The sequence below is a fragment of the Fulvimarina endophytica genome (assembly GCF_003403015.1).
Classification (GTDB): domain Bacteria; phylum Pseudomonadota; class Alphaproteobacteria; order Rhizobiales; family Rhizobiaceae; genus Fulvimarina; species Fulvimarina endophytica.
On the sequence record NZ_QURL01000002.1, the window covers coordinates 454236 to 479280 of the forward strand.

The 25045-nt window shown below is 65.8% G+C and carries 26 protein-coding genes and 1 other RNA gene; 14 read left to right on the top strand and 13 right to left on the bottom strand.

Going from position 1 to position 25045, the window contains the following annotated elements; all coding sequences use genetic code 11:
- Positions 1 to 17 precede the first annotated feature (17 nt).
- The 5 genes from rpmE (at position 18) to DYI37_RS05590 (ending at position 4688) form a co-directional block, all read left to right on the top strand.
- Positions 18 to 239 (top strand): 50S ribosomal protein L31, encoded by a 222-nt coding sequence (gene rpmE / locus DYI37_RS05570; protein ID WP_116682199.1) that lies wholly within the window; start codon positions 18 to 20, stop codon positions 237 to 239.
- A 250-nt stretch (positions 240 to 489) separates the two neighbouring features.
- Positions 490 to 2616: an FUSC family protein gene (locus DYI37_RS05575; protein WP_116682200.1), complete on the top strand. Its 2127-nt coding sequence runs from the start codon at positions 490 to 492 to the stop codon at positions 2614 to 2616.
- Positions 2613 to 2816, top strand: coding sequence for a DUF1656 domain-containing protein (locus DYI37_RS05580; RefSeq protein WP_116682201.1), 204 nt, complete (start codon positions 2613 to 2615; stop codon positions 2814 to 2816). Before DYI37_RS05575 ends, DYI37_RS05580 begins: the two co-directional genes overlap by 4 nt.
- Positions 2817 to 2837: 21 nt before the next feature.
- A complete protein-coding gene (locus DYI37_RS05585; RefSeq protein ID WP_116682202.1) occupies positions 2838 to 3770 on the top strand; it encodes an efflux RND transporter periplasmic adaptor subunit in 933 nt (310 codons plus the stop codon).
- A gap of 186 nt (positions 3771 to 3956) precedes the next feature.
- Positions 3957 to 4688 carry an outer membrane protein gene (locus DYI37_RS05590; RefSeq protein ID WP_158555091.1) on the top strand — a complete coding sequence of 244 codons (732 nt, stop codon included), beginning with the start codon at positions 3957 to 3959 and terminating at the stop codon, positions 4686 to 4688.
- A 126-nt stretch (positions 4689 to 4814) separates the two neighbouring features.
- On the opposite strand, the gene DYI37_RS05595 is transcribed toward DYI37_RS05590, so the two are convergent.
- Positions 4815 to 5357, bottom strand: coding sequence for a sterol desaturase family protein (locus DYI37_RS05595; RefSeq protein ID WP_116682204.1), 543 nt, complete (start codon positions 5355 to 5357; stop codon positions 4815 to 4817).
- Between the two features lie 144 nt (positions 5358 to 5501).
- Complete coding sequence (locus DYI37_RS05600; RefSeq protein ID WP_116682205.1) at positions 5502 to 6101, bottom strand: DUF2585 family protein; 600 nt, start codon at positions 6099 to 6101, stop codon at positions 5502 to 5504.
- A gap of 145 nt (positions 6102 to 6246) precedes the next feature.
- Here DYI37_RS05600 and DYI37_RS05605 point away from each other — a divergent pair, with 145 nt between their 5' ends.
- Together DYI37_RS05605 and DYI37_RS05610 are read left to right on the top strand one after the other, a co-directional pair.
- Positions 6247 to 7590 carry a glycosyltransferase gene (locus DYI37_RS05605; RefSeq protein WP_158555092.1) on the top strand — a complete coding sequence of 448 codons (1344 nt, stop codon included), beginning with the start codon at positions 6247 to 6249 and terminating at the stop codon, positions 7588 to 7590.
- A complete protein-coding gene (locus DYI37_RS05610; RefSeq protein ID WP_116682207.1) occupies positions 7587 to 8375 on the top strand; it encodes a fatty acid desaturase in 789 nt (262 codons plus the stop codon). Before DYI37_RS05605 ends, DYI37_RS05610 begins: the two co-directional genes overlap by 4 nt.
- Positions 8376 to 8423: 48 nt before the next feature.
- Here the strand turns inward: DYI37_RS05610 and hslV are convergent, their stop codons facing one another.
- Positions 8424 to 8978: an ATP-dependent protease subunit HslV gene (hslV, locus tag DYI37_RS05615; RefSeq protein ID WP_116682421.1), complete on the bottom strand. Its 555-nt coding sequence runs from the start codon at positions 8976 to 8978 to the stop codon at positions 8424 to 8426.
- 185 nt (positions 8979 to 9163) lie between these two features.
- Between hslV and ssrS the strand changes: the two genes are divergently transcribed.
- Positions 9164 to 9321: non-coding RNA, 6S RNA (gene ssrS / locus DYI37_RS05620), on the top strand.
- Positions 9322 to 9505: 184 nt separating this feature from the next.
- Positions 9506 to 10093: a 5-formyltetrahydrofolate cyclo-ligase gene (locus DYI37_RS05625; RefSeq protein WP_116682208.1), complete on the top strand. Its 588-nt coding sequence runs from the start codon at positions 9506 to 9508 to the stop codon at positions 10091 to 10093.
- A 64-nt stretch (positions 10094 to 10157) separates the two neighbouring features.
- On the opposite strand, the gene DYI37_RS05630 is transcribed toward DYI37_RS05625, so the two are convergent.
- Complete coding sequence (locus tag DYI37_RS05630; RefSeq protein ID WP_116682209.1) at positions 10158 to 10682, bottom strand: CAP domain-containing protein; 525 nt, start codon at positions 10680 to 10682, stop codon at positions 10158 to 10160.
- 119 nt (positions 10683 to 10801) lie between these two features.
- Here DYI37_RS05630 and DYI37_RS05635 point away from each other — a divergent pair, with 119 nt between their 5' ends.
- Positions 10802 to 11443, top strand: coding sequence for a glutathione S-transferase N-terminal domain-containing protein (locus tag DYI37_RS05635; RefSeq protein ID WP_116682210.1), 642 nt, complete (start codon positions 10802 to 10804; stop codon positions 11441 to 11443).
- Between the two features lie 219 nt (positions 11444 to 11662).
- Positions 11663 to 12484: a TIGR00282 family metallophosphoesterase gene (locus DYI37_RS05640; RefSeq protein ID WP_116682211.1), complete on the top strand. Its 822-nt coding sequence runs from the start codon at positions 11663 to 11665 to the stop codon at positions 12482 to 12484.
- 57 nt (positions 12485 to 12541) lie between these two features.
- On the opposite strand, the gene DYI37_RS05645 is transcribed toward DYI37_RS05640, so the two are convergent.
- Together DYI37_RS05645 and DYI37_RS05650 are read right to left on the bottom strand one after the other, a co-directional pair.
- A complete protein-coding gene (locus tag DYI37_RS05645) occupies positions 12542 to 13084 on the bottom strand; it encodes a cytochrome b (protein WP_158555093.1) in 543 nt (180 codons plus the stop codon).
- Positions 13085 to 13342: 258 nt separating this feature from the next.
- Positions 13343 to 13888, bottom strand: coding sequence for a PAS domain-containing protein (locus DYI37_RS05650; RefSeq protein WP_158555094.1), 546 nt, complete (start codon positions 13886 to 13888; stop codon positions 13343 to 13345).
- A 180-nt stretch (positions 13889 to 14068) separates the two neighbouring features.
- Between DYI37_RS05650 and DYI37_RS05655 the strand changes: the two genes are divergently transcribed.
- Together DYI37_RS05655 and DYI37_RS05660 are read left to right on the top strand one after the other, a co-directional pair.
- Positions 14069 to 17470 (top strand): CheR family methyltransferase, encoded by a 3402-nt coding sequence (locus tag DYI37_RS05655; protein ID WP_199520083.1) that lies wholly within the window; start codon positions 14069 to 14071, stop codon positions 17468 to 17470.
- Positions 17467 to 17853: a response regulator gene (locus tag DYI37_RS05660; RefSeq protein WP_116682215.1), complete on the top strand. Its 387-nt coding sequence runs from the start codon at positions 17467 to 17469 to the stop codon at positions 17851 to 17853. Before DYI37_RS05655 ends, DYI37_RS05660 begins: the two co-directional genes overlap by 4 nt.
- Positions 17854 to 17973: 120 nt before the next feature.
- Here the strand turns inward: DYI37_RS05660 and DYI37_RS05665 are convergent, their stop codons facing one another.
- From DYI37_RS05665 to DYI37_RS05690, 6 genes are all read right to left on the bottom strand, one after another.
- Positions 17974 to 18615 (bottom strand): DsbE family thiol:disulfide interchange protein, encoded by a 642-nt coding sequence (locus tag DYI37_RS05665; protein ID WP_116682216.1) that lies wholly within the window; start codon positions 18613 to 18615, stop codon positions 17974 to 17976.
- Positions 18612 to 18809 (bottom strand): heme exporter protein CcmD, encoded by a 198-nt coding sequence (gene ccmD, locus DYI37_RS05670; protein WP_116682217.1) that lies wholly within the window; start codon positions 18807 to 18809, stop codon positions 18612 to 18614. Before ccmD ends, DYI37_RS05665 begins: the two co-directional genes overlap by 4 nt.
- Positions 18806 to 19585, bottom strand: a complete 780-nt coding sequence (locus DYI37_RS05675; protein WP_116682218.1) for a heme ABC transporter permease — start codon at positions 19583 to 19585, stop codon at positions 18806 to 18808. Before DYI37_RS05675 ends, ccmD begins: the two co-directional genes overlap by 4 nt.
- 123 nt (positions 19586 to 19708) lie before the next feature.
- A complete protein-coding gene (locus DYI37_RS05680) occupies positions 19709 to 21196 on the bottom strand; it encodes a cobyric acid synthase (protein ID WP_116682219.1) in 1488 nt (495 codons plus the stop codon).
- Between the two features lie 10 nt (positions 21197 to 21206).
- Positions 21207 to 21950 carry a TSUP family transporter gene (locus DYI37_RS05685; protein WP_116682220.1) on the bottom strand — a complete coding sequence of 248 codons (744 nt, stop codon included), beginning with the start codon at positions 21948 to 21950 and terminating at the stop codon, positions 21207 to 21209.
- An 86-nt stretch (positions 21951 to 22036) separates the two neighbouring features.
- Complete coding sequence (locus tag DYI37_RS05690) at positions 22037 to 22891, bottom strand: PhzF family phenazine biosynthesis protein (RefSeq protein ID WP_116682221.1); 855 nt, start codon at positions 22889 to 22891, stop codon at positions 22037 to 22039.
- Positions 22892 to 23126: 235 nt separating this feature from the next.
- On the opposite strand from DYI37_RS05690, the gene DYI37_RS05695 reads away from it, so the two are divergent.
- Positions 23127 to 24356, top strand: coding sequence for an MFS transporter (locus DYI37_RS05695; protein WP_116682222.1), 1230 nt, complete (start codon positions 23127 to 23129; stop codon positions 24354 to 24356).
- Here DYI37_RS05695 and DYI37_RS05700 read toward each other — a convergent pair.
- Positions 24338 to 25009, bottom strand: a complete 672-nt coding sequence (locus tag DYI37_RS05700) for a DapH/DapD/GlmU-related protein (protein ID WP_116682223.1) — start codon at positions 25007 to 25009, stop codon at positions 24338 to 24340. The genes DYI37_RS05695 and DYI37_RS05700 overlap by 19 nt on opposite strands.
- Positions 25010 to 25045: the final 36 nt, after the last annotated feature.

Here is a 25045-nt window from a genome sequence, read left to right on the forward strand (position 1 = left end):
AGCCGAGGACGATGGTAATGAAAAAAGATCTGCACCCCGACTATCACACGATCACCGTGGTCATGACGAACGGCACCGAATACCAGACCCGTTCGACCTGGGGTTCGGAAGGTGACACGATGAACCTCGACATCGACCCGACGAGCCACCCGGCCTGGACCGGCGGCAACCAGCAGCTGATGGATCGCGGTGGCCGCGTCTCGCGCTTCAAGAAGCGCTACGAAGGCCTCGGCATCTGAAGAACGCTCGCTCCAAGGAGCGCGGCCCTTCGTCTTTATCGAAAAGCCCGGCTGGCCGATGTGCCCGCCGGGCTTTTTGTGCTGACTGGAACGCCCAACTCCGGTGCCGCGTCAGCGAACGCTGCGTTGCAGATCGCGACTCGTTTCGCCCACTGAAAACCGGAACGGGGGCGCTATCTTCCGCTCTGCCTCGTGCCCGGCGCCGGGTCGGCTTGCCGTCCGACGGACGGATCTCAGCGGAAAGACGAAGATGAACGAGATCGCGGCCCGTGGGAGCGACATCTCCTCGGAGGATCGGATCGCAGGCGCCCTCGGCTCCATCGGGCTCGACGGCAGCCAGGCGATCTATGCGTTCAAGGTGATGCTGGCGGGCGGGCTCACCATGTTCCTCGCCTTCCTCGTCGACCTTCCCTACACCTACTGGGCCCTTCTCACCCTTCCCCTCGTCGTCACCGAGCAATCGGGAACCACCGTCTGGCGCAGCGCCGCGCGCGTCGGCGGCACGCTCACCGGTGCCATCGTCGCGCTCGCCTTCGTCGCCCTGTTCGCCCAGAACGGGCTCGTGATGATCCTTTGCCTCGCGCTCTGGATCTTCGGATGCGGATACAATGCCCGCACCCAGACCGGGCTCGACGGATATGCCTACGGCACCGCCGGCCTCACCGCGCTCGTGGTCGCCATCGATACCGGCCCGAATGCCGATATGGCCTTCAGCTACGCCTATTGGCGATCGACGGAGACGATCATCGCGGTCATCGCGAGCTTCATCGTCCTTCTCACGATCTTTCCGCGTTCTGTGCGCAACGAAGTCGTCGACGGTTTCGAGACCGCACGGTCGAAGGTCTTCGATCTCGTGCGCGATGCCGTCGCCCGCGACGAGGAGCAGACGGCCGAAGCGCGTCTTGGTGCCGCGACCGCGCTGCGCGGCCTCTTCACCCTGATCCGCGCCCAGAAGCTCGAGCGCAATCACCTCGGGCCCGAATTCACGCGCGTGCGCACGGCGACCGCGCGGCTGAACGCGCTCTATATCGATTCGGGCGCGCTCTCGGTCGTCGTCGCCCGCACGAGGGGCCATGGGGATCTCGCCGAGGATGTGAGGCGCGCGCGCAGCCGCTTTGCCGAACTCGTCGAGGACATTCCGAGCGCCCGCGAAGATCCCGAGGCCGTCAAGCAACGGGTCGAGGAGCTGAGGCGCTATACCGGCGAGCTGGAGCGCAGCGAGGGAATGCGAAAGGCGGCCCTCGGCGAGGACGCCAAGACGCGGATCGAGGGGCTTCTCGTCTATCGTCTGCGCGAGAACGCGTCCGCGCTGGCGAGCTATCTCGAAGCGGCCCTCGCGGTTGCCGATCCGACCCGCAGCGCGCTGCCGGACCGCTCTTTCTCGACGCGCTATCCCGATCTCAGCGCCGCGGTCCAGCGGGGCCTTCGGCCGGCGGCGGCCTTCCTGGCGATGGCGCTGTTCTGGATCTTCTCGGCCTGGAGCAATGGTTCGATCCTCGCCCTCATCACCGGCGCGCTTTCGCTGCTCATTCCGACGATCCTGCCGCGAGCGGCGCTCTCCAAGGCCGGAATCAAGATCTTTCTCGGTTTCGTCAGCGGCGGGACCATAGCCTTCATGATGATGATGGTGCTTCCCTCGGTGACGAGCTTCGGCGGTTTCCTCGCGGTCTTCATGCCGGTCATCTTCGTGATCTTCTATCTCTGCAAGGGGGCGAACCGGGCGCTCGCGATCGGCTCCACCATCATGATCGCGATCGCGCTCCAGCCCGCCAACGATCAGTCCTATGACGCGCTGCGCCTGTTCAATTCGGTGCTCACGCTCACCATCATGCCCGCGGCCTTCATCTCGGCCATGCTCGTGGTGCTGCCCGAGGACACGACCTGGCTTCGCAGGCATCTCGGCCGTGCCGGCACCAATCTGATGCGTTCGGCTGCCTACAACCGCACCGAGAATGAAGAGACCCTGCTCGCCCAGGCGATCGACGTGACGGCCGACTACGGCGGCGATCTTCAGATCAAGGAGCCGGGAGACGCCCATCTCGTCAGCCGGGCCAAGGCGATCGCCCATGCCGGGCGCGAGATGCTCACCGTCAACCGGATGCGGCGCACGGGGCATCTTCCGGACGATATTTCGGCCCTCGTCCCGAAGGTCAGGGAGGCGATCGTCGCTGCGACCAAGCGGCGGATCGGCGAGGACACGTCCGGCGAACTCGCGGTCTTCGAGAACGCGCGCCGCAGCGCCGGCGAGCGCCTCTCAGGCTTCGAGGGGCCCTCGGTCGAGCGGACCGCCACCTTACGCTTCGCGCTCGCCATGGAGCAGCTCGCGACGCTCGTCGTGGAGGAGAGGATAGGCCTGATGAAGGGACAATCGCGATGAGACACGAGATCTCGGTCCTCGGCGTCTACGCCCCGTCCCTCGTTCTGTGCGCGATCATCGCGGCCGCGCTCTGGTTCCTCGTCGACTATCTCATGCTGAAACTGTCGGCCTGGCAGTTGTTCTGGCATCCGCCGCTGGCGCGGCTCGCCCTCTATTTCGTCCTGTTCGGTGCGGTTTCCGCGCTCTACCCCGATTTCTGACCTTTCGGATTTGACCCGCGCATGATCATCGTTCGCCTTCTTCTCACGGCCGCCATCGTCATCGCCGCGGTCTTCGGTATCGTCTATGTCTGGACCACCTATTTCGAGGATCCATGGACGCGCGATGCCTATGTGCGCGCCGACGTGATCGAGATCGCGAGCTATGTGCCCGGATCGATCACGGAACTCTCGGTCGTCGACAACCAGAAGGTCACGAAGGGCGAGCTCCTCGTTCGTATCGACCAGACCGGCTACCAGCTGGCGGTGGAACGGGCCCAGGCGCAGGTTCAGGAAGCCGAAGCCCAGTTCAGGCTCGAGCAGCAGCAGGCGGCGCGCCTGACCGCTCTCCAGGATCGCGACCAGGCGGCGGTCGCCGATGTGAACGTCGCCAATGCCCAGCTGCAGGCCGCGGCGGCAGAGGCGAGCCTCGTCGCCGCCCAGCAACAGCTGCGCAGCGCCAATCTCGATCTCGAACGCACCACGATCGTCGCGCCGGCGGACGGCTATGTGACCAATCTCACCGCCGATGTGGGCGATTTCGTCTCGGCCGGAACCTCCTTCCTCGCCGTCGTCGACGAGAATTCGTTCCGCATCGATGCCTATTTCATGGAGACGAAGCTGCCCGATATCGCGGTCGGCGCCCCGGCGCGCATTCAGCTGATGGCGGGCAATACGACGCTTTCGGGCAAGGTGCAGGGCATCGCGCGGGGCATCTATCTTCCGCAGGCCAATTCCTCGGACCTCCTCCAGTCGCCGGAGGCCTCGTTCCAGTGGATCAGGCTCGCCCAGCGCATTCCCGTCGAGATCGAGATCTCCGAGCATCCGGACAGCCTGCCGCTCGTCGCGGGCCAGACGGCGACGGTGATCGTCGAGCCTGTCGGGAACGAGGAGAACCAGGGCGTGATCGACCGGATCGGGGCGAGCATGACCCGCTTTCTCGCCAGTTTCCACTGACGGCCGGCTTAGATATATCTTCAAGCCGTCAAGTCGGTGGTCATGTTTCGTTAACCGTTCTTGTGGGTGATCTGCGGTCGAGGCAGTATTAAGACATTGTTTTCCCTGTTCCGAAGATCGATTCGGCAGCGTAGTGAACGTTTGCTAAAGTCGATCCATCGAACTTTAGGGATGACTATTGTCGCCATGCGCAAATCTCTCCTCGCCTCGCTCCTTCTTGCATTCACGGCTTCGGCCGCGTCTGCCGCGGATCTGACATACACCGATCCGTCGCCCTCCTATTCGGACGGCTACGTGCAGTCCTCCTCCGGGGACTGGACCGGTGGATATGTCGGCGGTTTCGGCGGCATCGCGTCCGGCAACACGACCTATGACCGTTCGGACGGAACGGGATACGATCAGTCCGCCGGTGGCGGTCTCGGCGGCGTTCAGGCCGGTTATGACGTCCAGATGGGCAATGTCGTTCTCGGCGGCGTCGCCGACTTCGCCCTGACCGACATCGATGCGGAAACCACCTCCCGCGAGCGTCTCGGCGCCAGCGAGCGTTCGCAGACGGTTTCGACCTCGGTCGAGCATCTGGGAACCGTTCGGGCCCGCGCCGGCTACGGCGGCGAGCGGGTTCTGGCCTACGGCCATGGTGGCCTCGCCTATGGCAAGGCGGAAACCTCCATCGACGATGCGGTGCGCACGGGCGGTCTCATCACGTCCACTTCGGAAACGCGCAAGAGCGATACGAAGTACGGCTATGTGGTTGGCGCCGGCGTCGAAGTGAAGGCCACGGACAACGTCTCCGTGCAGACCGAATACGGCTACAACGATCTCGGCGAGGACCGTCTCTACAGGGATGCCCAGGGCGTGAGCGTCGATCAGGACGTGAAGTTCCACACCCTGAAGACGGGCCTGAACTTCCGCTTCTGACGAGATCTGGAGCCTTGTCCGAAAGCCCGGCGCGGAACATCCTTCCGCGCCGGGCTTTCGGCTTTCAAATCGTCAAGGTTCCAACGCCGCGACAGGGTAGGGCGCCGGACCACCAAATGTACATCCTCAGCCCCGCACGGGAGCGTGGGAGGCGCCCTGCTCGGTCAGGGAGCGTTCGATCCGCTCGCGTTCCAGGACACCGGACTCGCGCAGTTCCCGCTTCAGCTTGTCGATGGGGGGCGCGTAGAGGAAGCCGAAGGAGACGCAGTGCTCGCGGCCTTCGACCGCATGGTGGAGGCGGTGCGCCTGGACGAGGCGTTTCGCATAGCCCTTGTGCGGCACGTAGTGGAACGGCCAGCGCTGGTGGACCAGCCCGTCATGGGCGACGAAATACAGAAGCCCGTAGAGCGTAATGCCCCAGCCGATGGCAAGGAGCGTCGGCGAGAGATAGTGACCGACCGTGAAAAGCGCGATCGCGAACCCGGCGAAGACGACCGCATAGAGATCGTTCTTCTCGAACCAGCCTTCCGTCTCCTCGTGATGGGATTTGTGCCAGCCCCAGCCGAACCGCCCGTGCATGACGAACTTGTGGGCCCACCACGCATAGACCTCCATCAGGGCGATCGTGCCGAGGGTGAGTGCGATATAGTAGACAGTCCAGATCGTCATCGGTTCGCTATCGGATAGACCATGAGGGGCGCATCGGCCGGTGGGGCGGCGCGTCGAGGTTCAAGTATACGGATTCGGCGAGGATATGGCAGGGGCTCCGGGCCTGCGGGCGCATCGGTCGCGCATTCCTGCGTAATGCTCAGGTCACTGAAGGCCGAGGACCTTGAGCGTTCCGAGGATCAGCCCGTCGTGAATCCAGAGCGAGACGACGATCTCGAGGACCACCGCCACCGCGACCACCACCGGCCAGCGCACACGGCTCGCGAACACGAAGCCGAGCGCGACGAAGAGCGTATCGCTCAGCGAATTGACGATGCTGTCCCCGCGATAGACGTCGCCCTGCGCCGGGTCGTTGAAGAGATCGACGACGAAGGGCGTGTTCTCGACCACCTCCCAGAAGGCGCTGCCGAGGATGGCGACGAGAAGCTTTCGGCCGAAGAACCAGTGCGGCTTCATCCAGTCGATGAAGAGAAACAGCCCCATGCCGAAGATTGCGTGGCTAAGGGAATAGGGATCGCTCAGGTGGAGCGAATTGTCGCCCTGCGAAAGGGAGGCGGAAAACAGCTGGAACGGCTCGTGCGGAGCGACGAAGGGCCGCCCCATGACCCAGAGATAGAGAACGACGAACCCGTTGACCGCCAGGATACACAGGCTGGCGGACAGCCACGAGATCGGCACCCGCCCGTCATGCGCCTGCCCCGATGCTCCGATCGCCGGGCCCTCAGATGTCTGCCGAATGCTCATTTCAAGGCGCCATCCCGGTTCGCCGTTCGGTGGCCGCGTCCGCCTTGCGCGTCGCCAAAACCCCTCGATGCGCTAAGATAGGTCGATGAGGGCGGCCCGTCGCCTCCCCGGCGTCGATTCAATCGCCTTGAAGGAACTAGGGAATTTGGCGCGTATCGCCTTCGTCTGCCCCGACTTCTACAGCCATCTGCGTGCCTTCGAGGCGCTGGGCGAGGAACTTGCATCCATGGGGCACGAACCGGTGTTCCTGGTCCCCGAGGGCGCGGGGGAGATGCGCTCCACTCACTTCCGCACGATCTTCGTCGGCCGCAAGGCGGGCGGAGTGTTCGGGCGGCGATTGGCTGGCCGGGCCGCTGCGAGCGGCACCGGACTCACGGGCATTCTGCGCACCGTCGCCGACAGGGCGCGCGCGACCGACGCCTTTTGTGCCGCCGCGCCTGCCGTGATGCGGCGCGAGCGGATCGATCTCGTCGTCGGCGACGAGTTCGAGCCGGCGGCGGGGCTGGTCGCGGCCTTTCTCGGCCTTCCGCACGTCTCGCTCGCGGCCGCCCTGCCGATCGAGCGCGATCCCGCGATGCCGCTCCCCTTTCTCGGCTGGGCCTACGATCCGAGCGAGCGAGGGCTTGCCCGCAATCGCGGAGGCGAACTGGTGGGCGGATTTCTGATGGGCAGCCAGCGCCGCGTCATTTCGCGCTGGGCACAGCGCTTCGGGCTCGGCGAGATCGCCGACGACACCGCCTGCCTCTCCCGGAGCCTCAGACTGGCGCAGGCGCCCGCAAGCTTCGATTTTCCCCGTCCGCCGACGGCGGGCCTGACGCCGGTCGGTCCGATCCGTTCGCAGCACCGCGAGGCCCATCCCGGTCTCGATGCGTTTGCGGTGGATCCGGCACGTCCCTTCGTCTTCGCCTCCCTCGGGACCATGCAGGGGCATCGTCGCTGGCTGTTCGAGAGGATCGCCTCGGTCTGCCGGGCCGCGGGCGCCCAGCTTCTCGTTGCCCATTGCGGAGGCCTCAGCCCATCCGATGCGGCGAGGATCGGGGCGGACTGGGTGACGGATTTCGTCGACCAGGGCTCGATCCTGTCGCGCGCCGATCTCTGCGTGACCCATGGCGGGCTCAACACCGTTCTCGACTGCATCGATACCGGAACCCCGATGCTCGCCTTGCCGGTCGGCTACGACCAGCCCGGCAACGGGGCCCGCATCCGCCATCACCGGATCGGCGAAACGATCCCGGCCCGAAGGGCCACCCGGCGCAGGATCGAGGAGGCTCTGACTCGCCTTCTCGATGAGCGCGCCGGCTATGTGGAAAGGGCGGCACCGATGCGCGCCGAGATCCGCCGGGCGGGCGGTGCGGCACGGGCCGCGCAACTCGTCCACGATCTCCTGATCCGGTCGCGCATCGAAGCCCATGCCGGACGTTTTGACGCGGCGAGGCAGCCGGCGAACGATACGGAGATCCGCGATCTTGGTCTATCTGTAAGGCTATGACCACAGAGATCCGAGACCCTGCCGCGACATCCGGCGCGCCGGAACGAACGCTCGCCGCGCGGGCGCCGAAGATCCGTCCCTTTCAGGCGGCGATCGGCCTCACGCTCTGCGTCTGCGTCATCTCGGCCTGGTTCGCCATTCACATTGCGGCGGTGTTCTTCTTCGAGATCACGGCGTCGACCCTTGCCTTCGTGCCCCTGATCACCGCGGTCCAGTGCTGGCTGACGGTGGGACTCTTCATCGTCGCCCATGATGCGATGCACGGCTCGCTCGCACCCGGGCGAAGGCGGCTGAACGGGGCGATCGGCGCCTTCATCCTCTTCGTGTATGCGGGCTTTGCGTGGCGGAAGGTTCGCGACGCGCATTTCTCCCACCACGACGCGCCGGGAACGGAGGCCGATCCCGACTTCTTCGCCGACGATCCGGAGAACTTCTGGCCGTGGTTCCGCACCTTCTTCTCGCGCTATTTCGGCCTGCGCTCGGTGCTGTTCGTCTCGACGGTGGTGACGACCTATCTCGTCGTCCTCGGAGCGAGGGTCGAGAACGTCGTCCTCTTCTACGGCATGCCCTCGCTGCTCTCCTCGCTCCAGCTCTTCTATTTCGGCACCTACCGGCCCCACCGGCACGAGGAGGAGGGGCATTTCGCCGACGCGCACAATGCCCGCTCGAACGAGTTCGGCTATCTCGCCTCGCTCTTCACCTGCTTTCACTTCGGCTATCACCACGAGCATCACATCGCCCCGTGGACGCCCTGGTGGGCGCTGCCGCACATGCGCGAGCGCTAGACCCGCCTCAAGGCCCGGCCCGCCCGCGCGCATGCGCGGCGGGCGGGATCACTCGTCCAGCGTTTCCACGATGACGTTCGCATTGGTGTAGATGCAGATCTCGGCGGCGATCTTCATGGCCCGCCGCGCGACCTCCTCGGCATCGAAGTCCGTGTCGGCGAGCGCCTTGGCCGCGGCGAGGGCGTAGTTGCCGCCCGAACCGATGGCCATGACGCCTTCCTCAGGTTCGAGCACGTCGCCGTTTCCGGTCAGCGTCAGGGTCACCGTCTTGTCGGCGACGATCATCATCGCTTCCAGCCGGCGCAGATAGCGGTCCGTGCGCCAGTCCTTGGCGAGCTCGACGCAGGCCCGCATCAGCTGGTCGGGATATTGTTCGAGCTTGCCCTCGAGGCGTTCGAGAAGCGTGAAGGCGTCGGCCGTCGCGCCCGCGAACCCGGCGATCACCTGCCCGTTCTTGCCGATCCGGCGCACCTTTCTCGCATTGCCCTTGATCATCGTATTGCCGAGGGAGACCTGACCGTCGCCGGCGACCACCACCTTGCCGCCCTTGCGCACCGTGACGATCGTGGTTCCGTACATCTGGTCCGGCTTGTGGCTATCCATCATGTCATTCGTTCCGTGGGTTCGCTGGTCTTGGCGCGGATCTCGGACGAGGCCTCGCGCTGATCTTCAAGTTCGGGTGCGATGTGGGGTCATCGCATGGCGAAATAAAGCGAGTTCGCCGGCAAACATCGATTTCGCATCCCGTCCTCTTTCGCAAAGGGGTGCCAGGGTCTATATCTCGTTCAGGCGGGCTGCGCGGTGCGACAGGCGTAACTATTCCCCGGGGCCTTAGTCATTCCTTTGGGAGCTGTCCCTGTCTCGGCCCGTGGGTCGGGGCATATGGCGCCCACCTACTTTGTAGGTTCCCGGGATCGACTTCGACCATCGGCCGGGTGGCTCGCCGCTTTTTCCTTTCGACATTTCGAACACCGTCGGCGTGTCCCGGGCGCCCCGCCCATCCGTGTGAGCGCGGCGAGCGGATAGGCTGGGCGAGGGCGGGTTGGGTCATCGGGCGCATCGATCGCTTCCGATTTGAGAACCGCCCGCGATGCCTTACCCTCTGCCCTCCAGCAAGCGGAGGAGCGCAGATGTCGGACCTGAAGGCGATCAAGAAGCGACTGCGTATGGAAGCGCTCGCCCGGCGTGATGCCATGGACGAGACCGCCCGGATCGAGGCCTCGCTCGAGATCGCGGCCCACGGCACGGCACTCCTCGCCGATGCGGTTCGCGGACGGATCGTGTCGGGCTTTCTCCCCATCCGTTCGGAGGTCGACCTGCGCCCCCTGATGACCGCGCTTGCCGATCATGGTGCACGGCTCTGCGTCCCTGCAATCGTCGACAAGGAGCTCGAATTTCGGGAACTGAAGCGCGGGGCCGAACTCGTCGATCAGGGCTTCGGCACGGTCGCGCCCGGGCCGGACGCCGCCGTTCTCGTGCCCGGGATCATGCTCGTGCCGCTTTCGGCCTTCGACCGGCAGGGCGGGCGCATCGGCTATGGGGGCGGGTTCTACGACCGGGCGATCCAGCGCTTCGAGACGGACGGCGCAAGGCCTCGCCTCGTCGGCACCGCCTTCGCCGTTCAGGAGATCGAGAAGGCGCCCATGGCGTCCCACGACCACTTCCTCGACGCGGTCGTGACGGAGGCCGGCGTGATCGAGCCGCGTTCGCGGACCTGACGGTCGGAGCATCGGACCGAAAGGCGGAGCCGGTCTTGACCATCCGATGCGCTCAAAGGAGGCTCTAGCGCGCGACCAGCATGCGCTTGGCCTCGGTGCCGAAGATCATCGCCCAGTAGGGTATGCCATTCGGGCCCTGTGCCATCGCGAAACCCATCTCGGTCACGCGCGGATTGAGGATGTTCTTGCGGTGGCCCGGCGAATTCTCCCAGCCGGCGACCGCGCTCCGCGTATCGGGATAGCCGTAGCCGATATTCTCCGCGACCGCGCCCCAGCTGTAGCCGTATTGGGTCACCCGATCCGACACCTTGCCTTCGAGCGTGTGGCTCATCGTGTTTCGCGCGGCCATCGCCCGTGCCTGACGGGTGGAGGCCTCGTCGAGACGGGAGGAATAGGAGAGGGCGGGCAGGCCGTTCTGCGCCCGCAGGGAATTGACGCTCCTCAGCGCATAGCCGCGATCCACCGGCCTCGCCTCGGTTCCGGAAATATCCACCGAGCCCGGCGTGCCCGCGCATGCCGCAAGCCCAAGCCCGGCGATGGCCACCATGCCGATCGAGATGGTTCGCAGGATGTCCCGCCGTGTCGTCATGCCGCTTGTCCTCGTTCCGTCGCGCTGCGCCCTGCCGCGACCCTGTTCTTTCGGGCGATGGGCGCCCTAATCTTTGTGCTCAAGCACCACGTGAACGCGGCGATATAAAGGGCAAATCCATGATCGAACTGTATACCTGGACCACCCCGAACGGCGAAAAGCCGATCATCATGCTGGAAGAGTGCGGCATGGACTACCAGCTGCACATGGTGGACATCGGCTCGGGCGAGCAGCACGCCGACAGCTTCAACGCCCTCAATCCCAACGAGAAGATCCCGGTGCTCGTCGAGCGGACCCGCGGCGGCTATGCCGAGACGGTCATCGAGTCCGGCGCGATCATGGTCTACCTTGCCGAAATCAACAATCAGTTCCTGCCGCGCACCTCGCCGCAGCGCGCGAAGTGTCTCGCATGGACCTTCTTCCAAGTGGGCAATACCGGGCCGATGATCGGCCAGTACCACCACTTCAATAACCATTCAGACCAGAAGATCGACTATGCGATCGAGCGATATCGCAAGGAGTCGGTGCGCGTTCTCGGCGTTCTGGACCGCCAGTTGCAGTCCGGCGAATGGCTCGCCGGCGACTATTCGATCGCCGACATGATCAACTGGAGCTGGGCGAAGTCGGGCCTGAAGGAACTCTCCGGCCATGGCACCGAGAAATACGACGCGCTCGCCGACTGGGTGGAGCGGATCGGCCGGCGCCCGGCCGTCAAGCGCGCCCTCGACAAGCTCCAGGATGCCAAGGCGAAGCACGGCTGAGACCCGAGGGTCTCGAGTCTCGACGGGCGATCCTCGGTATGAGCCTGCGTCGCGCCTGAACGTCGCGGCGAAGGTTTGGGCCGGCAGCCCGGGCCGCTCTCGTGGGGCGGCAAAGAGAATCTTGCGGGCTTTCCGCCGCGCCCCGTCGCCGAGGGGTCGACAGGGCGCGGCGGAATGGTTCATGGCTCGACGCCTCGATATCCGGGCCGGAGCGGTTGAATGCGATTTCTCTTTCTGGGCGACATGGTCGGGCGCACGGGGCGCACGGCCGTCTTCGACCGCCTTCCAGGCCTCGTCCACGATCACGGTCTCGATTTCGTCGTGGTGAACGGTGAGAACGCGGCCGGCGGCTTCGGCATCACCCGCGAGATCTTCCAGGCGACGATCGATGCGGGCGCCGACGTGGTCACCACCGGCAATCATGTCTGGGATCAGCGCGAGGCACTCCAGTTCGCGCCGCAGGAGCCGCAATTCCTCCGCCCCCTCAACTATCCCAAGGGTGCGCCCGGATCCGGCTCGGGACTGTTCGTCGCGCGGAACGGGGCGCGCGTCCTCGTCGCCAACATCATGGGCCGGGTCTTCATGGCGCCCGATCTCGACGATCCGTTCGCCTGCGCCGACGATCTCGTCGCCTCCTGCCCGCTCGGGACGCAGGCCGACGCCATCGTCGTCGATTTCCACGCCGAGGCGACCAGCGAGAAGCAGGCCATGGCGCATTTCCTCGATGGACGGGCGAGCGTCGTCGTCGGCACACACACCCATGTCCCGACGGCCGATCACCAGATCCTGGTCGGCGGCACCGCCTATCAGTCCGATGCCGGCATGTGCGGCGACTACGATTCCTCCCTCGGCATGGACAAGGAGGAGCCGCTCAACCGCTTCGTGACCAAGATTCCCAAGGGGCGGTTCGAGGCCGCGAGCGGTGCTGCGACCATCTGCGGCCTCGCCGTCGACCTGTCCGATCGCACCGGCCTTGCCGAACGTGTCGCGCCCTTGCGCCTCGGCGGCCATCTCAGCGAGGCGATCCCGGATTTCTGGTAAGCGCCTGCACAGGACCCTCTGCGGAATTCCTGCCGCATAGGCGTCACACGGACCGGTCTAGGCGAGATCGTTTCGTCCGCCGCCCCTCGGCTCCGACAGGCCCGGAACCATCTTGGCGAGCGAATCGGTCCGGAAATAGAAGTGTTCGGCGAGGGCGCCGAGGATATGCAGGCCGGCGAGGATCAGCAGCGGGTCCCAGAGGCGCGTATGCCAGTGGGCGAATTCGTCATTGCCCGTCCACCACGCGGCAAGGCCGAGGGCCGGCATGACGATGATGATCCCGTACAGCCCGAAATGGGTGATCTTCGACAGCCACATCGTCCAACTCGGATTGCTCGCGGGATAAGGGGGACGCCCGTTCACGAACCGGTCGAGGAGGCGGACGAGAGCGGCTGCGAGGATGAAGGTGCCGCAGACGATATGGGTGTAGCCGAGCACGAGACCGGTCGTTCCGATCTGTTCGCCTTCCGTGACGCTGTCCCACAGGGTTTCCATCCACTCGGCCTCGATCCACTGGGCGAGGATGAGCAGCACGACGGCCCAGTGAAGAAGGACGTTGAGACGGGTCCAGCCCGTCCGGCCCGATGCATGAGCGCTCATTCTTCCGTCTCCTGCCTGAATGCGACCCACGGGGCGGATCGCATGAACGAGACATGTTTTCGGCACCCGGCCGGGTGAGGCAAGGGCCGGAACCGGGTCTTCAGGCAAGAAACCCCCGCGACATGGCCGAAGCCCCGGTCTTGCGGGGTTCTGCATTCGACGTCATCGCTGCGACTTGTCAGGAGATCGAAAGCTGCTGGTCGTAAGGGTGGCTGAGATGGCGGTCACGGGAAAGGCCTGTCGCGGCCGCCGGACCGGTCAGCGACTTTCGTCGAGGGCGAGGCGCGACTTGGCGATCTGCGCCATCGAATTGGCGATGGTGTCGTAGGACGTGTTCATGATGTGCCGATGCTCGCGAACGATCGATCCCATCCGCTCGACATCGCCGACGAGCTTCTCCTCGTGGGTGTTCATCTCGCGCTCGGTGATCCGTGTCACGTCGAATTGAGAGGCGAAGATGAATCGAACGCGATTGCGTGCATCGAGCAGTTTCGTCATCAGGACGAGGTTGATGAAGGGCGTTCCGTCCTTGCGGAAGTTGAGAAGCGTCGTGCGGATCGTCTGGGAGGCGGGGTTCTTGAGGAAGCCCCTGATCTCCTCGCGGCCCGGCTGGTCGCGCTCGTCGCGCTGCAGAAGCCGGCAGTTCTTGCCGATCAATTCGTCCGCCTCGTATCCGGAAAGCTCGCAGAAGCGGGGGTTGACGAGGTTGAGCGGCAGGTCGGGCGCCCCCGCCTCGGCGATCGTGACCGCGACCCGCGCGTTCTCGGCGAACTTCGCCAGCGAGGTTTCGAGACTGGAATCCATGGTATTTCCTTTTTTTGGCGAACATCGATCGTTAGCTGACAAGCCGATCCTCTGACGCCGAACGGACACTGTCCGATTGCCCAATGGCATGGGTGCGACATGTTAGTGCGGCGTGCGGCTTGTGACAGGAGCGGCCTGCTTTTATGTCTCAGGCCGATAGTTCCAGAAGGATCCGGAAATTTGGACGCACAGACTAGGGTCGCTGTCCCCGTCGTCGGGGTAGGGGCCTCCGCGGGTGGCCTCGAGGCGATCCGCGAGATGCTGACCGAGACCAATATCGATACCGCTTTCGCATTCGTCATCGTCCAGCATCTCGATCCTACGCATCAGAGCCTGCTTGCCGAACTGCTCGGGCGATGCACCTCGATGCCCGTGCGGCAGATCGAGGGCGGCGAATACGTGCGGCCCGGAGAGGTTCACGTCATTCCGCCCGGCAAGAAGCTCGAGATTCTCGGCGGCCGGCTCGAACTGACGGAATTCTCGCAGCCGCGCGGCCTGCGCCGTCCGATCGACGACTTCTTCGAATCCCTTGCGAGGGACCAGGGCCCGAACGCGGCCTGCGTGATCCTGTCGGGCACGGGCGCCGATGGGACGACGGGCCTCAGGGCCATCAAGGAATATGGCGGTCTCTGCATCGCGCAGGACCCCGATACGGCGAAATACGACGGCATGCCGGTTTCGGCGGTAGGCACCGGTCTCGTCGATTTCGTCCGCTCTCCGTCCGCGATCCTCGACTGCCTGCGGGCCTTCTTCGAGACCGGCGGAACCGACAGGCCGAGGCACGAGGCCGCGTCCGTGGTCGCCGACCATGTGGACGACATGTGCGGGGCCCTGCGCGAGGCGATCGGACACGATTTCTCCGGCTACAAGCGAACGACGCTGGTGCGGCGGATCGAGCGCCGCATGAAGGTTCTCGGCATCGAGACGCCGCAGCGTTATCTGGAGCGAATTCGCGGCTCCTCGGAAGAATGCGACGCCCTGTTCCGCGACCTGATGATCAACGTCACCCGTTTCTTCCGGGACTCCGAGATGTTCGAGGTTCTCGACCGGGAGGTCGTGAGGCCGCTGGTGGACGGGGCCGAGGCCGAGGAGGAGATCCGGATCTGGGTGCCGGGTTGCTCCAGCGGCGAGGAGGCCTATTCGATCGCGATCCTCTTCGCGGACGCCCTCCGGGGCCGGCGCGACCGCCCCTATGTCCAGATCTTCGCGACCGATATCGACGAGCGGATGCTGGCGACGGCGCGCGAAGGCAAATATCCCTCCTCGGCGATGGCCGACATCCCGGAGGACCTGCGCGAGAACTACACGATCGCCCATGACGGCTACTTCCAGATGAGCGGGAAGATCCGGGACATGATCCGGTTCTCCTCTCACAGCCTCATCAAGGACCCGCCCTTTTCCCGCCTCGATCTGATCTCCTGCCGCAACATCCTGATCTATTTCGACGAGCGACTGCAGCGGCAGGTCTTCCCGATCCTGCACTACGCCCTGAAGCCGGGCGGAACGCTGTTTCTCGGGCCTTCGGAAAGCATCGGGCGCCATGAGGACATGTTCGCCGATATCGACCGGCAGGCCCGGATCTTCCGCCGGCTCGAAGGGCGCACGCCCTATCCGATCCGCCTCGCTCCCGATCGGCGCGGCTCCAGTTCGCCGAACCGCGATTCCGGCGACGACTCGCCCCAGAGGCTGACCGAGGAGAGCGCGCCGGCCCGGCGCCTTCTCGATCGCTACGCTCCTGCGAGCGTCGTCTGCAATCGCGATGGCGACATGCTTCAGTCCACCGGACGGCTGTCCAAATATCTCGAATTCCCGAGCACGAATTCCGGGCGCATCGTCGTCACCACCGTCGCCCGCCCCGGCTTGCGCGAAGTCCTGCCGACCCTGATCCGGCAGGCGGTCGACGACCGGAGCCGGACGATCGCGCGCGATGTGACGGTGCGGGCCGAATTCGGCAGCCAGAAGCTCGATGTGATCGCCGACCCCCTGCCGGATGGGACCGCTCTCGTCGTCTTCCGCGACAAAGCGGGCTTCGATCCTTCCGACGACGACGACATGGCGGAACTGCGCTCCACCGAGGACGCGACCCACGAACTGGAGGAAGAACTGAGGGTCACGCGGCACAAGCTGCGCGGCGCGGTCGAGGAACTGGAGACCGCGAACGAGGAACTGAAGAGTTCCAACGAAGAAATGATGTCGATGAACGAGGAGCTTCAGTCGACGAACGAGGAATTGTCGACGGTCAACGACGAGTTGAAGTCGAAGGTCGACCAGGTCTCGATCGCCAATTCCGATCTTCGCAACTTCCTCGAATCGACGCGGCTCGCGGTCGTCGTCGTGGACTCCGATCTGCGCATCCGGAACTTCACGGATGCAGCGCTCGAGGTCTTCCCCTTACGTGACGGAGACCGGGGACGGTATCTCTCCGATGTCGCGAGCCACCTGGCCGATGACGGTTTCCTCGCCGATGCGCGCGCCGTCCTGGCCGGGAGGGACCCTGCCATCCGCACCATCGCCTTGAAGGACGGCTCGCGGCGCTATTCGATGCGGGTCATGCCCTACCTCCTTCTCGACGGCACGGTGGACGGCGCGACGATCGTCCTCACCGATGTGACGGAGGTTCTGGATATCCAGGCGGCGCTGGAGGAGCAGCGCGAGCGGTTGCGGCTCGCCTGCGTCATCGCCGGCATCGGCATCTGGGAGTATTGCATCGACGACGGCACCGTGCTCGCCGACGAGACGGAACTTCGATTCTTCGGAATGGAGGCGAACGATCTGTCCGAGATGATGGCGAGGATCGCCGAGGAGGATCGTCCGGCGGTCGAGCGTGCGCTTCGCGCGGCCGTCGAGGGACAGAGCGATTTCGAGGAGACGTTCCGGGTCGAGCGTCCCGACGGCTCCTCCATCAGCCTTCGCGGCTTCGGGCGTTACATCGCCGGTTCCGGGAAGGGCCGGATCCTCGGCGTCTCGATCGACGTCACGCGCGAGGTCCGTTCGGCCGAGCAGCGCGAATTCCTGCTGCACGAGATGAACCACCGGGTGAAGAACCTCTTCGCTGTGATCTCCAGCATGGTGACGGGGGCCGCCCGCACGGCTTCGGACGTCGACGAGATGGCGCGGTCCGTGCGTGCCCGCATCACCGCCCTCGGCAACGCGCATTCGCTGACCCAGGCCACCCGCGGCTCGACGAGCGTGATGATGTCCGATCTCGCCAAGTCGATCCTCGAACCCTTCCGTGATGGCGACAATGTCGTCGTGAAGGGGCCCGAACTCGTCATCGGCGTGGAGAAGCTCACGGCATTCGCGCTGATCTTCCACGAATGGGCGACCAATGCCACCAAGTATGGAGGGCTCGGCGAGGACGGCGAGGGGCTGAGCCTGACATGGTCGGTGTCGCAGGACGATCAGATCCTCGTCGACTGGCGCGAACGCTTCAAGACGCCGCAGCCGGAAGAGGACGGCAAGGTGAAGGGGTTCGGCTCGCGCCTCGTGGAGTTCTCCATCACCCAGTTGCGCGCTAGTTACGAGGTCGAACGGACCGATCGGGAGCGTCGCATGACACTTGCCATACCTTACGCCGCATGAGCATCGAGACCCTGAAAGGCCTTCGGGTCCTCGTGGCCGAGGACGAGGCGCTCGTCGCGATGGATATCACCGATACCGTGGAATTCGAGGGCGCCGAGGTGATCGGACCGTTCGCGACATCCCGCGAGGCGAGAGTGGCGGTCGACGGGTCATGCTTCGACATCGCCATTCTCGACGTGCGCCTCGAGGACGGTGACGTCTTCCCCGTGGCCGACGTGATCCGCGACCGGGAGATCCCGATCGTCTTCCATTCCGGTCATCTCGATCCGGCCCAGATCTCGAACCGCTATCCCAATGCGTGTTTCTGCTCGAAGCCCTCGACGCCGGAGGGTCTCGTCAACGCCCTTCTGGCCGCAAGACAGGAAGCCGAGACGGCGGGCTGATCCGCCTCGCGTCGCGCCAGGGAGCTGCGAGCGCCCGGACGGGCGTCCGGGTTCCCTGCGAGCTGTTTCGTTCGCGATCCCGCAAGGCCCTGCCGATCGGGATCCGTTCCGGTTCCCGCCTCAACTCGTCGGGGCGGAGGGCGAGGCGGCCTCTCCGTTCAGGACCCGCTCGAGTGCGGGCAGGAACTTCTCGCGATAGGATTGCTCTGAGAACGGTCCGGTCTGCTTGTAGACGATCCGGCCGTCGGGCGCGACGAGGAAGCTTTCGGGAACGCCGTAGACGCCCCAGTCGATGGTCGCCGCGCCCTTCTGGTCGACGCCGATCGCCGAGAACGGATTTCCGAGGGCTGAGAGGAAGCCGCGCGCATTCGCGGGCTTGTCCTTGTAGTTGATGGCCACGAGGTCCAGCCGGTCGTCCTTGGCAAGCTCCATCAGGAAGGGATGCTCCTGGCGGCACGGGCCGCACCACGAGGCGAACACGTTCACCAGCATCGGCTTGTCGTGGGGTGCCGTCATGTCGAGCCCGGGCAGCGGTGTGCCGTCGGCCGTCTGGACGCCTTCCAGCGCGGGCAGGACCGTCCGGGGCGCCGGCTTGTCGATGAGAACCGAGGGGATTTCGGTGATGTCGCGGCCGAGCTGGTTCTGGTGGAGCGCGTAGAAGAAGAGACCGGCGAGCCCTGCGAAACAGAGGAGCGGCAGGGCGACGAGAAGTCCGCGCCTGCGGGCGGACTTCTTCGCCCGGGTGTCGTCGTTCGGCGTCATCGGGATGCCGCGCCTTTCTGTGTGTCGCTGCGTGCCGAGCCGTCCGACCGGCGCCTGATGCCGCGGGCATCGAGATCGGCGAGGGCCCGGCGCTGGGCTCGGGCATCGAGATAGGTCCACAGGCCAAGGCCGCCGATGGCGAGGGCCGAGAAGCCGTAGGCCGCGAGAATGAAACCGGTATAGGCCCCGCTCACGACGCCACCCCGGCATCAGAGCGCTCGGCCTTGCGGGCCGCGAGCTTGGAGAGGGCCTCGACGCGCCGGCGCAGGATCTCCGTGCGGATGGCGGTGAGGTGCAGCGCGAAGAAGAGCAGCGTGAAGCCTGCGGCCGACAGAAGAAGCGGCGTCAGGAATTCGGGCGGCATGGAGGGGCCGTCGGCCCGGATCACGCTCGCGGGCTGGTGCAGCGTGTTCCACCAGTCCACCGAGAACTTGATGATCGGAATGTTCACCCATCCGACGAGGACGAGGATCGCGGCGGGACGTGCCGCCTTGCCGGGCTCGTCCAGCGCGCGCGTCAGCGCGATGAGGCCGAGATACATGATGAAGAGGACGAAGACCGAGGTCAGCCGCGCGTCCCAGACCCACCACGTGCCCCACATCGGCCGGCCCCAGATCGATCCGGTGAGGAGGGCGAGCACCGTGAAGACCGCGCCGATGGGGGCGGCCGCCTTGATCGAGACATCGGCGAGCGGGTGGCGCCAGACGAGGGTGCCGAGGGCCGAAACCGCCATCACCGTCCAGATCATCATGCAGAGCCAGGCGAAGGGCACATGGATGAACATGATGCGCACCGTCGCGCCCTGCTGGTAATCCTCGGGCGCGAGGAAGCCGAGGCCGAGCCCGGCGAGGACGAACGCGATCGCCGCCCCGTAGACCCAGGGCTGCACCTTGCCGGAAAGCTCCAGAAAGCGCGTCGGATTGGCAAGGATGGCGAAGCGGCCGGGCCGCCCTGTGGCGATGTTGCTCATGATCTTCGATCCTATCCGCTCGCTCGGCCGGCAGCAAACGGAAAGCATGCGGCGAAAGCGAGGTCGCGGCTGGCGATTTGGCGGTTCGCGTCCTTCGGGGCCTCGATCCTGCCCGATCCCGCGTCAGCCGCGCCGTCTGGCGATCGCGAGGAGCGCATCGCAATCGACGACCGTCTCGAGCGCCTCGGCGATCGCGTCGAGCGCGGTCTCGATGCCCTCGCGATAGCTGGCACCCGAGACCTCATGACCGAGCGCCCGCAGCGTCTCGCGCCGGAAGCCGTCATTGGCGAAGATGCCGTGGAGATAGGTGCCGAAGACCCGCCCGTCCGCGCGTCTCGCGCCCTCCGGTGTGCCGCCGAGGACGCAGACCGGCCGCTCGCGGTCGGGCCCCGTCGTCTCGCCGAGATGGATCTCGTAACCCTGGAGTGGCCGGCCTTCGAGATCGCGGGCGATGCCCTCTCGCACCGTTTTCGTCGGCGCGAGGACGGTCTCGACGTCGAGAAGCCCGAGGCCTTCGGCGTAGCGGATCTCGCCTTCGATGCCGTCCGGGTCCGCGATGCTGCGACCGAGCATCTGGTAGCCGCCGCACAGGCCCGCGACGTGGCCGCCTCGCGCCAGATGGCGTTCGAGGTCGCGGTCCCAGCCGTTTCGGTGAAAGGCCGCGAGGTCGGCGATGGTCGACTTGGAGCCTGGAATGAGAACGAGGCGCGCCTCGGCCGGGATCGGGTCACCGGGGGCGACGAAGACGAGCGAGACGCCGGGCTCGTGGGCGAGGGGGTCGCAATCGTCGAAATTGGCGATCCGGCCGAGGCGCGGAACGGCGACGACGAGATCGCCGGGCCGGGCCTCGGCCTGCGCCAGCCGCTCGAGCGCGACTGAATCCTCGGCCGGCAACCGGCTCGCTGCGGCAAGGTGCGGCACGACGCCGAGCGAAGACCAGCCGGTGAAGCGCTCGATCGCGGTCAGCCCCTCGTCGAAGAGCGAGACGTCGCCGCGAAACTTGTTGATCAGAAACCCCGCGATCATCGCCCGGTCTTCGTCGGAGAGGATCGTATGGGTCCCGACCAGCGAGGCGATCACGCCCCCGCGATCGATGTCGCCGACAAGGACGACCGGAACCTTCGCCGCCGTCGCAAACCCCATATTGGCGATGTCGTTGGCGCGCAGATTGATCTCGGCGGGCGAGCCCGCGCCCTCCACGATGACGAGATCGGCCTCTTCGCCGAGACGCTCGAAGCTTTCGAGAACGGTCGAGAGAAACCGGCCCTTGAGGCTCTGATAGTCCCGCCCCCCGGCGGTTCCGGCCATCTTGCCCGCCAGCACGATCTGGCTGCCGGTCTCCGATTGCGGCTTCAGGAGAACCGGGTTCATGAGGACGCTGGCCGGCGTGCGGCAGGCGAGCGCCTGCAGCCACTGGGCCCGGCCGATCTCGCCGAACTCCGCCGTATCCGGAATGCGCGCGACGGCGGCATTGTTCGACATGTTCTGCGGCTTGAACGGGCGCACCGCGAGCCCGCGCCGGGTGAACAGGCGGCAGAGGCCGGCGACGAGAACGGACTTGCCCACGTCCGATCCGGTGCCCTGAAGCATGATGGCGGCTGGCTTCGACATGCCGTGCGGCTTATCCGATGAGCAGCTTCGTCGCCAGCGCCAGACAGGTGACGACGAGGAGCGGGCGGATCACCCTGGAGCCGAAGCGCATGGCGGTCGCGGCACCGAGCCGGGCGCCGAGGAACTGGGCGACGCCCATCGACAGGCCGACGCTCCACATCACCGCGCCGCCGAAAATGAAGACCGCCAGTGAGCCGGAATTGGAGGCGAAGTTCAAAAGCTTGGTATGGGCGGTCGCCTTGAGGACGCCGTATCCCGCCAGCGTGACGAAGGCGATCATGAAGAAGGAGCCGGTGCCGGGGCCGAACAGCCCGTCATAGGAGCCGATCAGCGGCACGACGAAGCCGATGAACAGGAAGGGCGAGATGCGCCGTTCCCGGTCGAGATCGCCGAGGCCGGGGCGGAAGGCGAAGAAGAGGGCGACCGCGACGAGGAGAAAGGGAAGGGCCGTCTCCAGAACGCTCGTCGGAACCACGAAGGCCGCGAGCGCTCCGAGCACCGATCCGATGGCGGATGCGAGAGCGGCGGGCCACTGGCTCTTCAGGTCCACATGCCCCTTCGCGGCATACGCGATGGTGGACGAGGCCGATCCGAACACGCCCTGCACCTTGTTCGTGCCGAGAACGGTCAGGGGGTCCATGCCCGACAGGAGGAGGGCCGGGATTGTGATCAGACCGCCGCCGCCGGCCACGGCATCGATATAGCCGGCAAGGAAGGCTGCAGCGACGAGGAGAAGGAGAATGTCGAGAGGCATCCGAGCGCTTTGGCCGAGCGCGCGGGAAAGCGCAAGCGATCATTCCCGTTCTCCATCGGGGAGGAATGACCCGCCTGGCGCATGTGTCAGTCCGGCACCCTGATGCGCCCTTCGAGATAGAGAACGCCATAGCCAGACACGACCACCGTCCCGTCCTCGACCTCGCACCACAGATCGCCCCCACGCTCCGAGACCTGCCTTGCCCTGAGCTGCGTCTTGCTCAGCCGCTCGCCCCAGAACGGCGCGAGCAGACAATGGGCCGATCCGGTGACGGGGTCCTCGTCGATACCGGCATTGGGCGCGAACATGCGGCTGACGAAGTCGAGCCCGTCCGCCTCCGCCGACTCGCCCCGTGCCGTCACGATCACGTCGCTGCCGGGCGCGCTCGCGATCACGTTGCGCGACCGCACCGCCGCGAGCGCACGGATGTCGGGGTCGAGATCGCGCACCTCCTGCGGCCGTTCGTAGACGGCGAGGAAGGAGGTCTCGCCCTCGACCATGGTGAAGAAGAGTTCGCTCGGGGCCGTGCCGAGCGCGGCGGAGAGACCGTCATGGTTTTCGTGCGGCGTCCAGGAGCGGGCGGGAAACCGCATGTCGAAGCGGCCGTCCGTGCCACGGGTGACGTGGAGTTCGCCGGACATACGGGTTTGGAACGTCAGCGAACTCGCCTCGATCCCGAGACATTCGGTGAGGACGAAGGCAGTCGCGAGGGTCGCATGTCCGCAGAGCGGCACTTCGGTCGCCGGCGTGAACCAGCGCAGCTCCCATCGGGATTCGCCCGCCGGGACGAAGAAGGCGGTCTCGGAAAGATTGTTCTCCGCCGCGATCCTCAGCATCGTCTCGTCGGGCAGCCATTCCGTCAGCGGAACGACGGCCGCCGGATTGCCGGCGAAGAGTTCGCGCGTGAAGGCATCGACCTGGTAGATGGGAAGGGTTTTCACGGCAAGGGCTCCTGCTCAGGGTTCGGCGTGCAACAAGAACCGTTTCATGGTCGGGATTGCAATCGTTCCGTACGCCTTTTGATCGGGGCACGGACCGAGCCGCGTTCGCGAGGCGGGGACTCACCGTCTACCGCGTTGCCTGCGTCCTTCGTGCGGACTATCTCCCAACCGCATTGAATTCGGTTCCCAGCGCGGCGCAGAGCCTTCGGCCATCGCGACGCAGATCGACAGGGCCATGATCCAGAACACCGACGCGGCAGACGCTCCCATCGCCGAGCCGGATGGCGCTCGCGGCATCGGGACCGGTCTCACCATCCTCTTCGCCTTCGCCTGCGGGGCGCTCGCGGCCAATCTCTATTATGCCCAGCCGCTGGTCGCGCTGATCGGCGCCGATACCGGGCTGCCGGTCTCGCTGGAAAGCTTCATCGTCACGGCCGCGCAGGTCGGCTATGCGATCGGCCTCGTTCTTCTGGTTCCGCTCGGCGATATCGTCGAGAACCGCAAGCTGATCCTCGCGACGACGGCCCTCAATCTCGTGAGCCTTGCCGGGCTCGCCCTCCTGCCGGGTCTTGCGGCGCTCTTCGCGATGACCCTCCTCGTCGGCATTACCTCCTGCGCCGCCCAGATGATCGTGCCGCTCGCCGCCAATCTCGCGCCGGCGAGCCAGCGCGGCGCCGTCGTCGGAAACGTGATGACCGGGCTCCTCGGCGGCATCCTTCTCGCCCGGCCGATCGCGAGCTTTCTCGCCGAATATTTGGGCTGGCGCGGCGTGTTCGGCGTGTCGGGTCTCGCCGTCGGCGCGATCCTCGTCGCGGGCCTCTTTCTCGTTCCCGAGCGGCGTCCGAGCGCGGGCAAGGGTTACGGCGACCTCATCGCCTCGCTCGGCCGTCTCTTCATCGAGGAACCGGTGCTGCGACGGCGCGGGCTCTACCATGCGGCGATGTTCGCCTCCTTCTCGATGTTCTGGACCGCCGCGCCGATCATCCTGTTCCGCGAGCCGTTCAACTTCACATCGAGCGGCGTCGCCCTGTTCACGCTGGCAGGCGTCTTCGGCGTTTTCGCGGCCCCGGTGGCGGGGCGGCTCGCCGATCGCGGCCATGCCCGGCGCGGCACGGTGATCGCGATCTCGCTGGCGATCGCCGCCTTCGTCCTCGCCTGGTTCGGCAAGACGGTGTTCTGGCCGCTGCTTCTCGCCGGTATCGTGATCGATCTCGGCGTCCAGGCCAATCTCGTCCTCGGCCAGCGCGAGATCTACCAGCTGAACGAGACGATCCGGAACCGGCTGAACGCCGTCTACATGACCACCTTCTTCCTCGGCGGCGCGCTCGGCTCCTCGCTCGCGAGTCCGCTTCTGGAGAACTTCGGCTGGGCGGCGATCTGCCTGGTCGGCGCCGGGCTGCCGGCAGCCGCTCTCACCTATTTCGCGATCAGCGAGGGGCGGACGACTCACGCCTCGGGCGCGTAGGCCTCCCACTTGTCGAGAAAGGCGAGGATCGGCAGTTCGGCCATGTCGGGCACCGCCTCGAAGAGGACGTCATTCGGCCAGTCCCACCAGGCGAGCGCCTCGATCCTGTCGCAGACATCGTCCGTAAAGCGCCTGCGGATCGGGCGGGCCGGAACGCCGGCGGTGACCGTGAAGGGCGCGACGCTGCGCGTGACGACGGCATTGGCCCCGATCACCGCCCCGTCGCCGATGGTTACGCCGGGCATCACGACGGCATTCTGGCCGATCCAGACATCGTTGCCGATGGTCACGGAGTTTGCGCGCCTCTCGTCGAGAAAGGTCTGGTCGACCTGCCGCCAACGGAAATACTCGTTCGGACGATAGGCGATCTTGTGGGTGGTGATGCGTTCGAGCGGATGGGCGAGGGCATTGATGCGGACATTGGGGGCGATGGAGCAGAACCGGCCGATCGCGGCGTAAGCGGCCTCGCCGCCGCTCTCGAAGTAGGAGAAGGCGCCCACCGTGACCTCGCGCAGGGTAACGCGGGGTCCGATCTCCACATGATCGCCGAGGCTGCAGCCTTTGGTCACGGCACTCTGGTGGACCTTCGGCCGGCCATCGCGAAATCGCAATTGGAGATGTGAGGGGTCGGCGTCTGGATCATAGGCTGCCATGATGATAACCGGTTCCTCGAAACATGACGGGACATT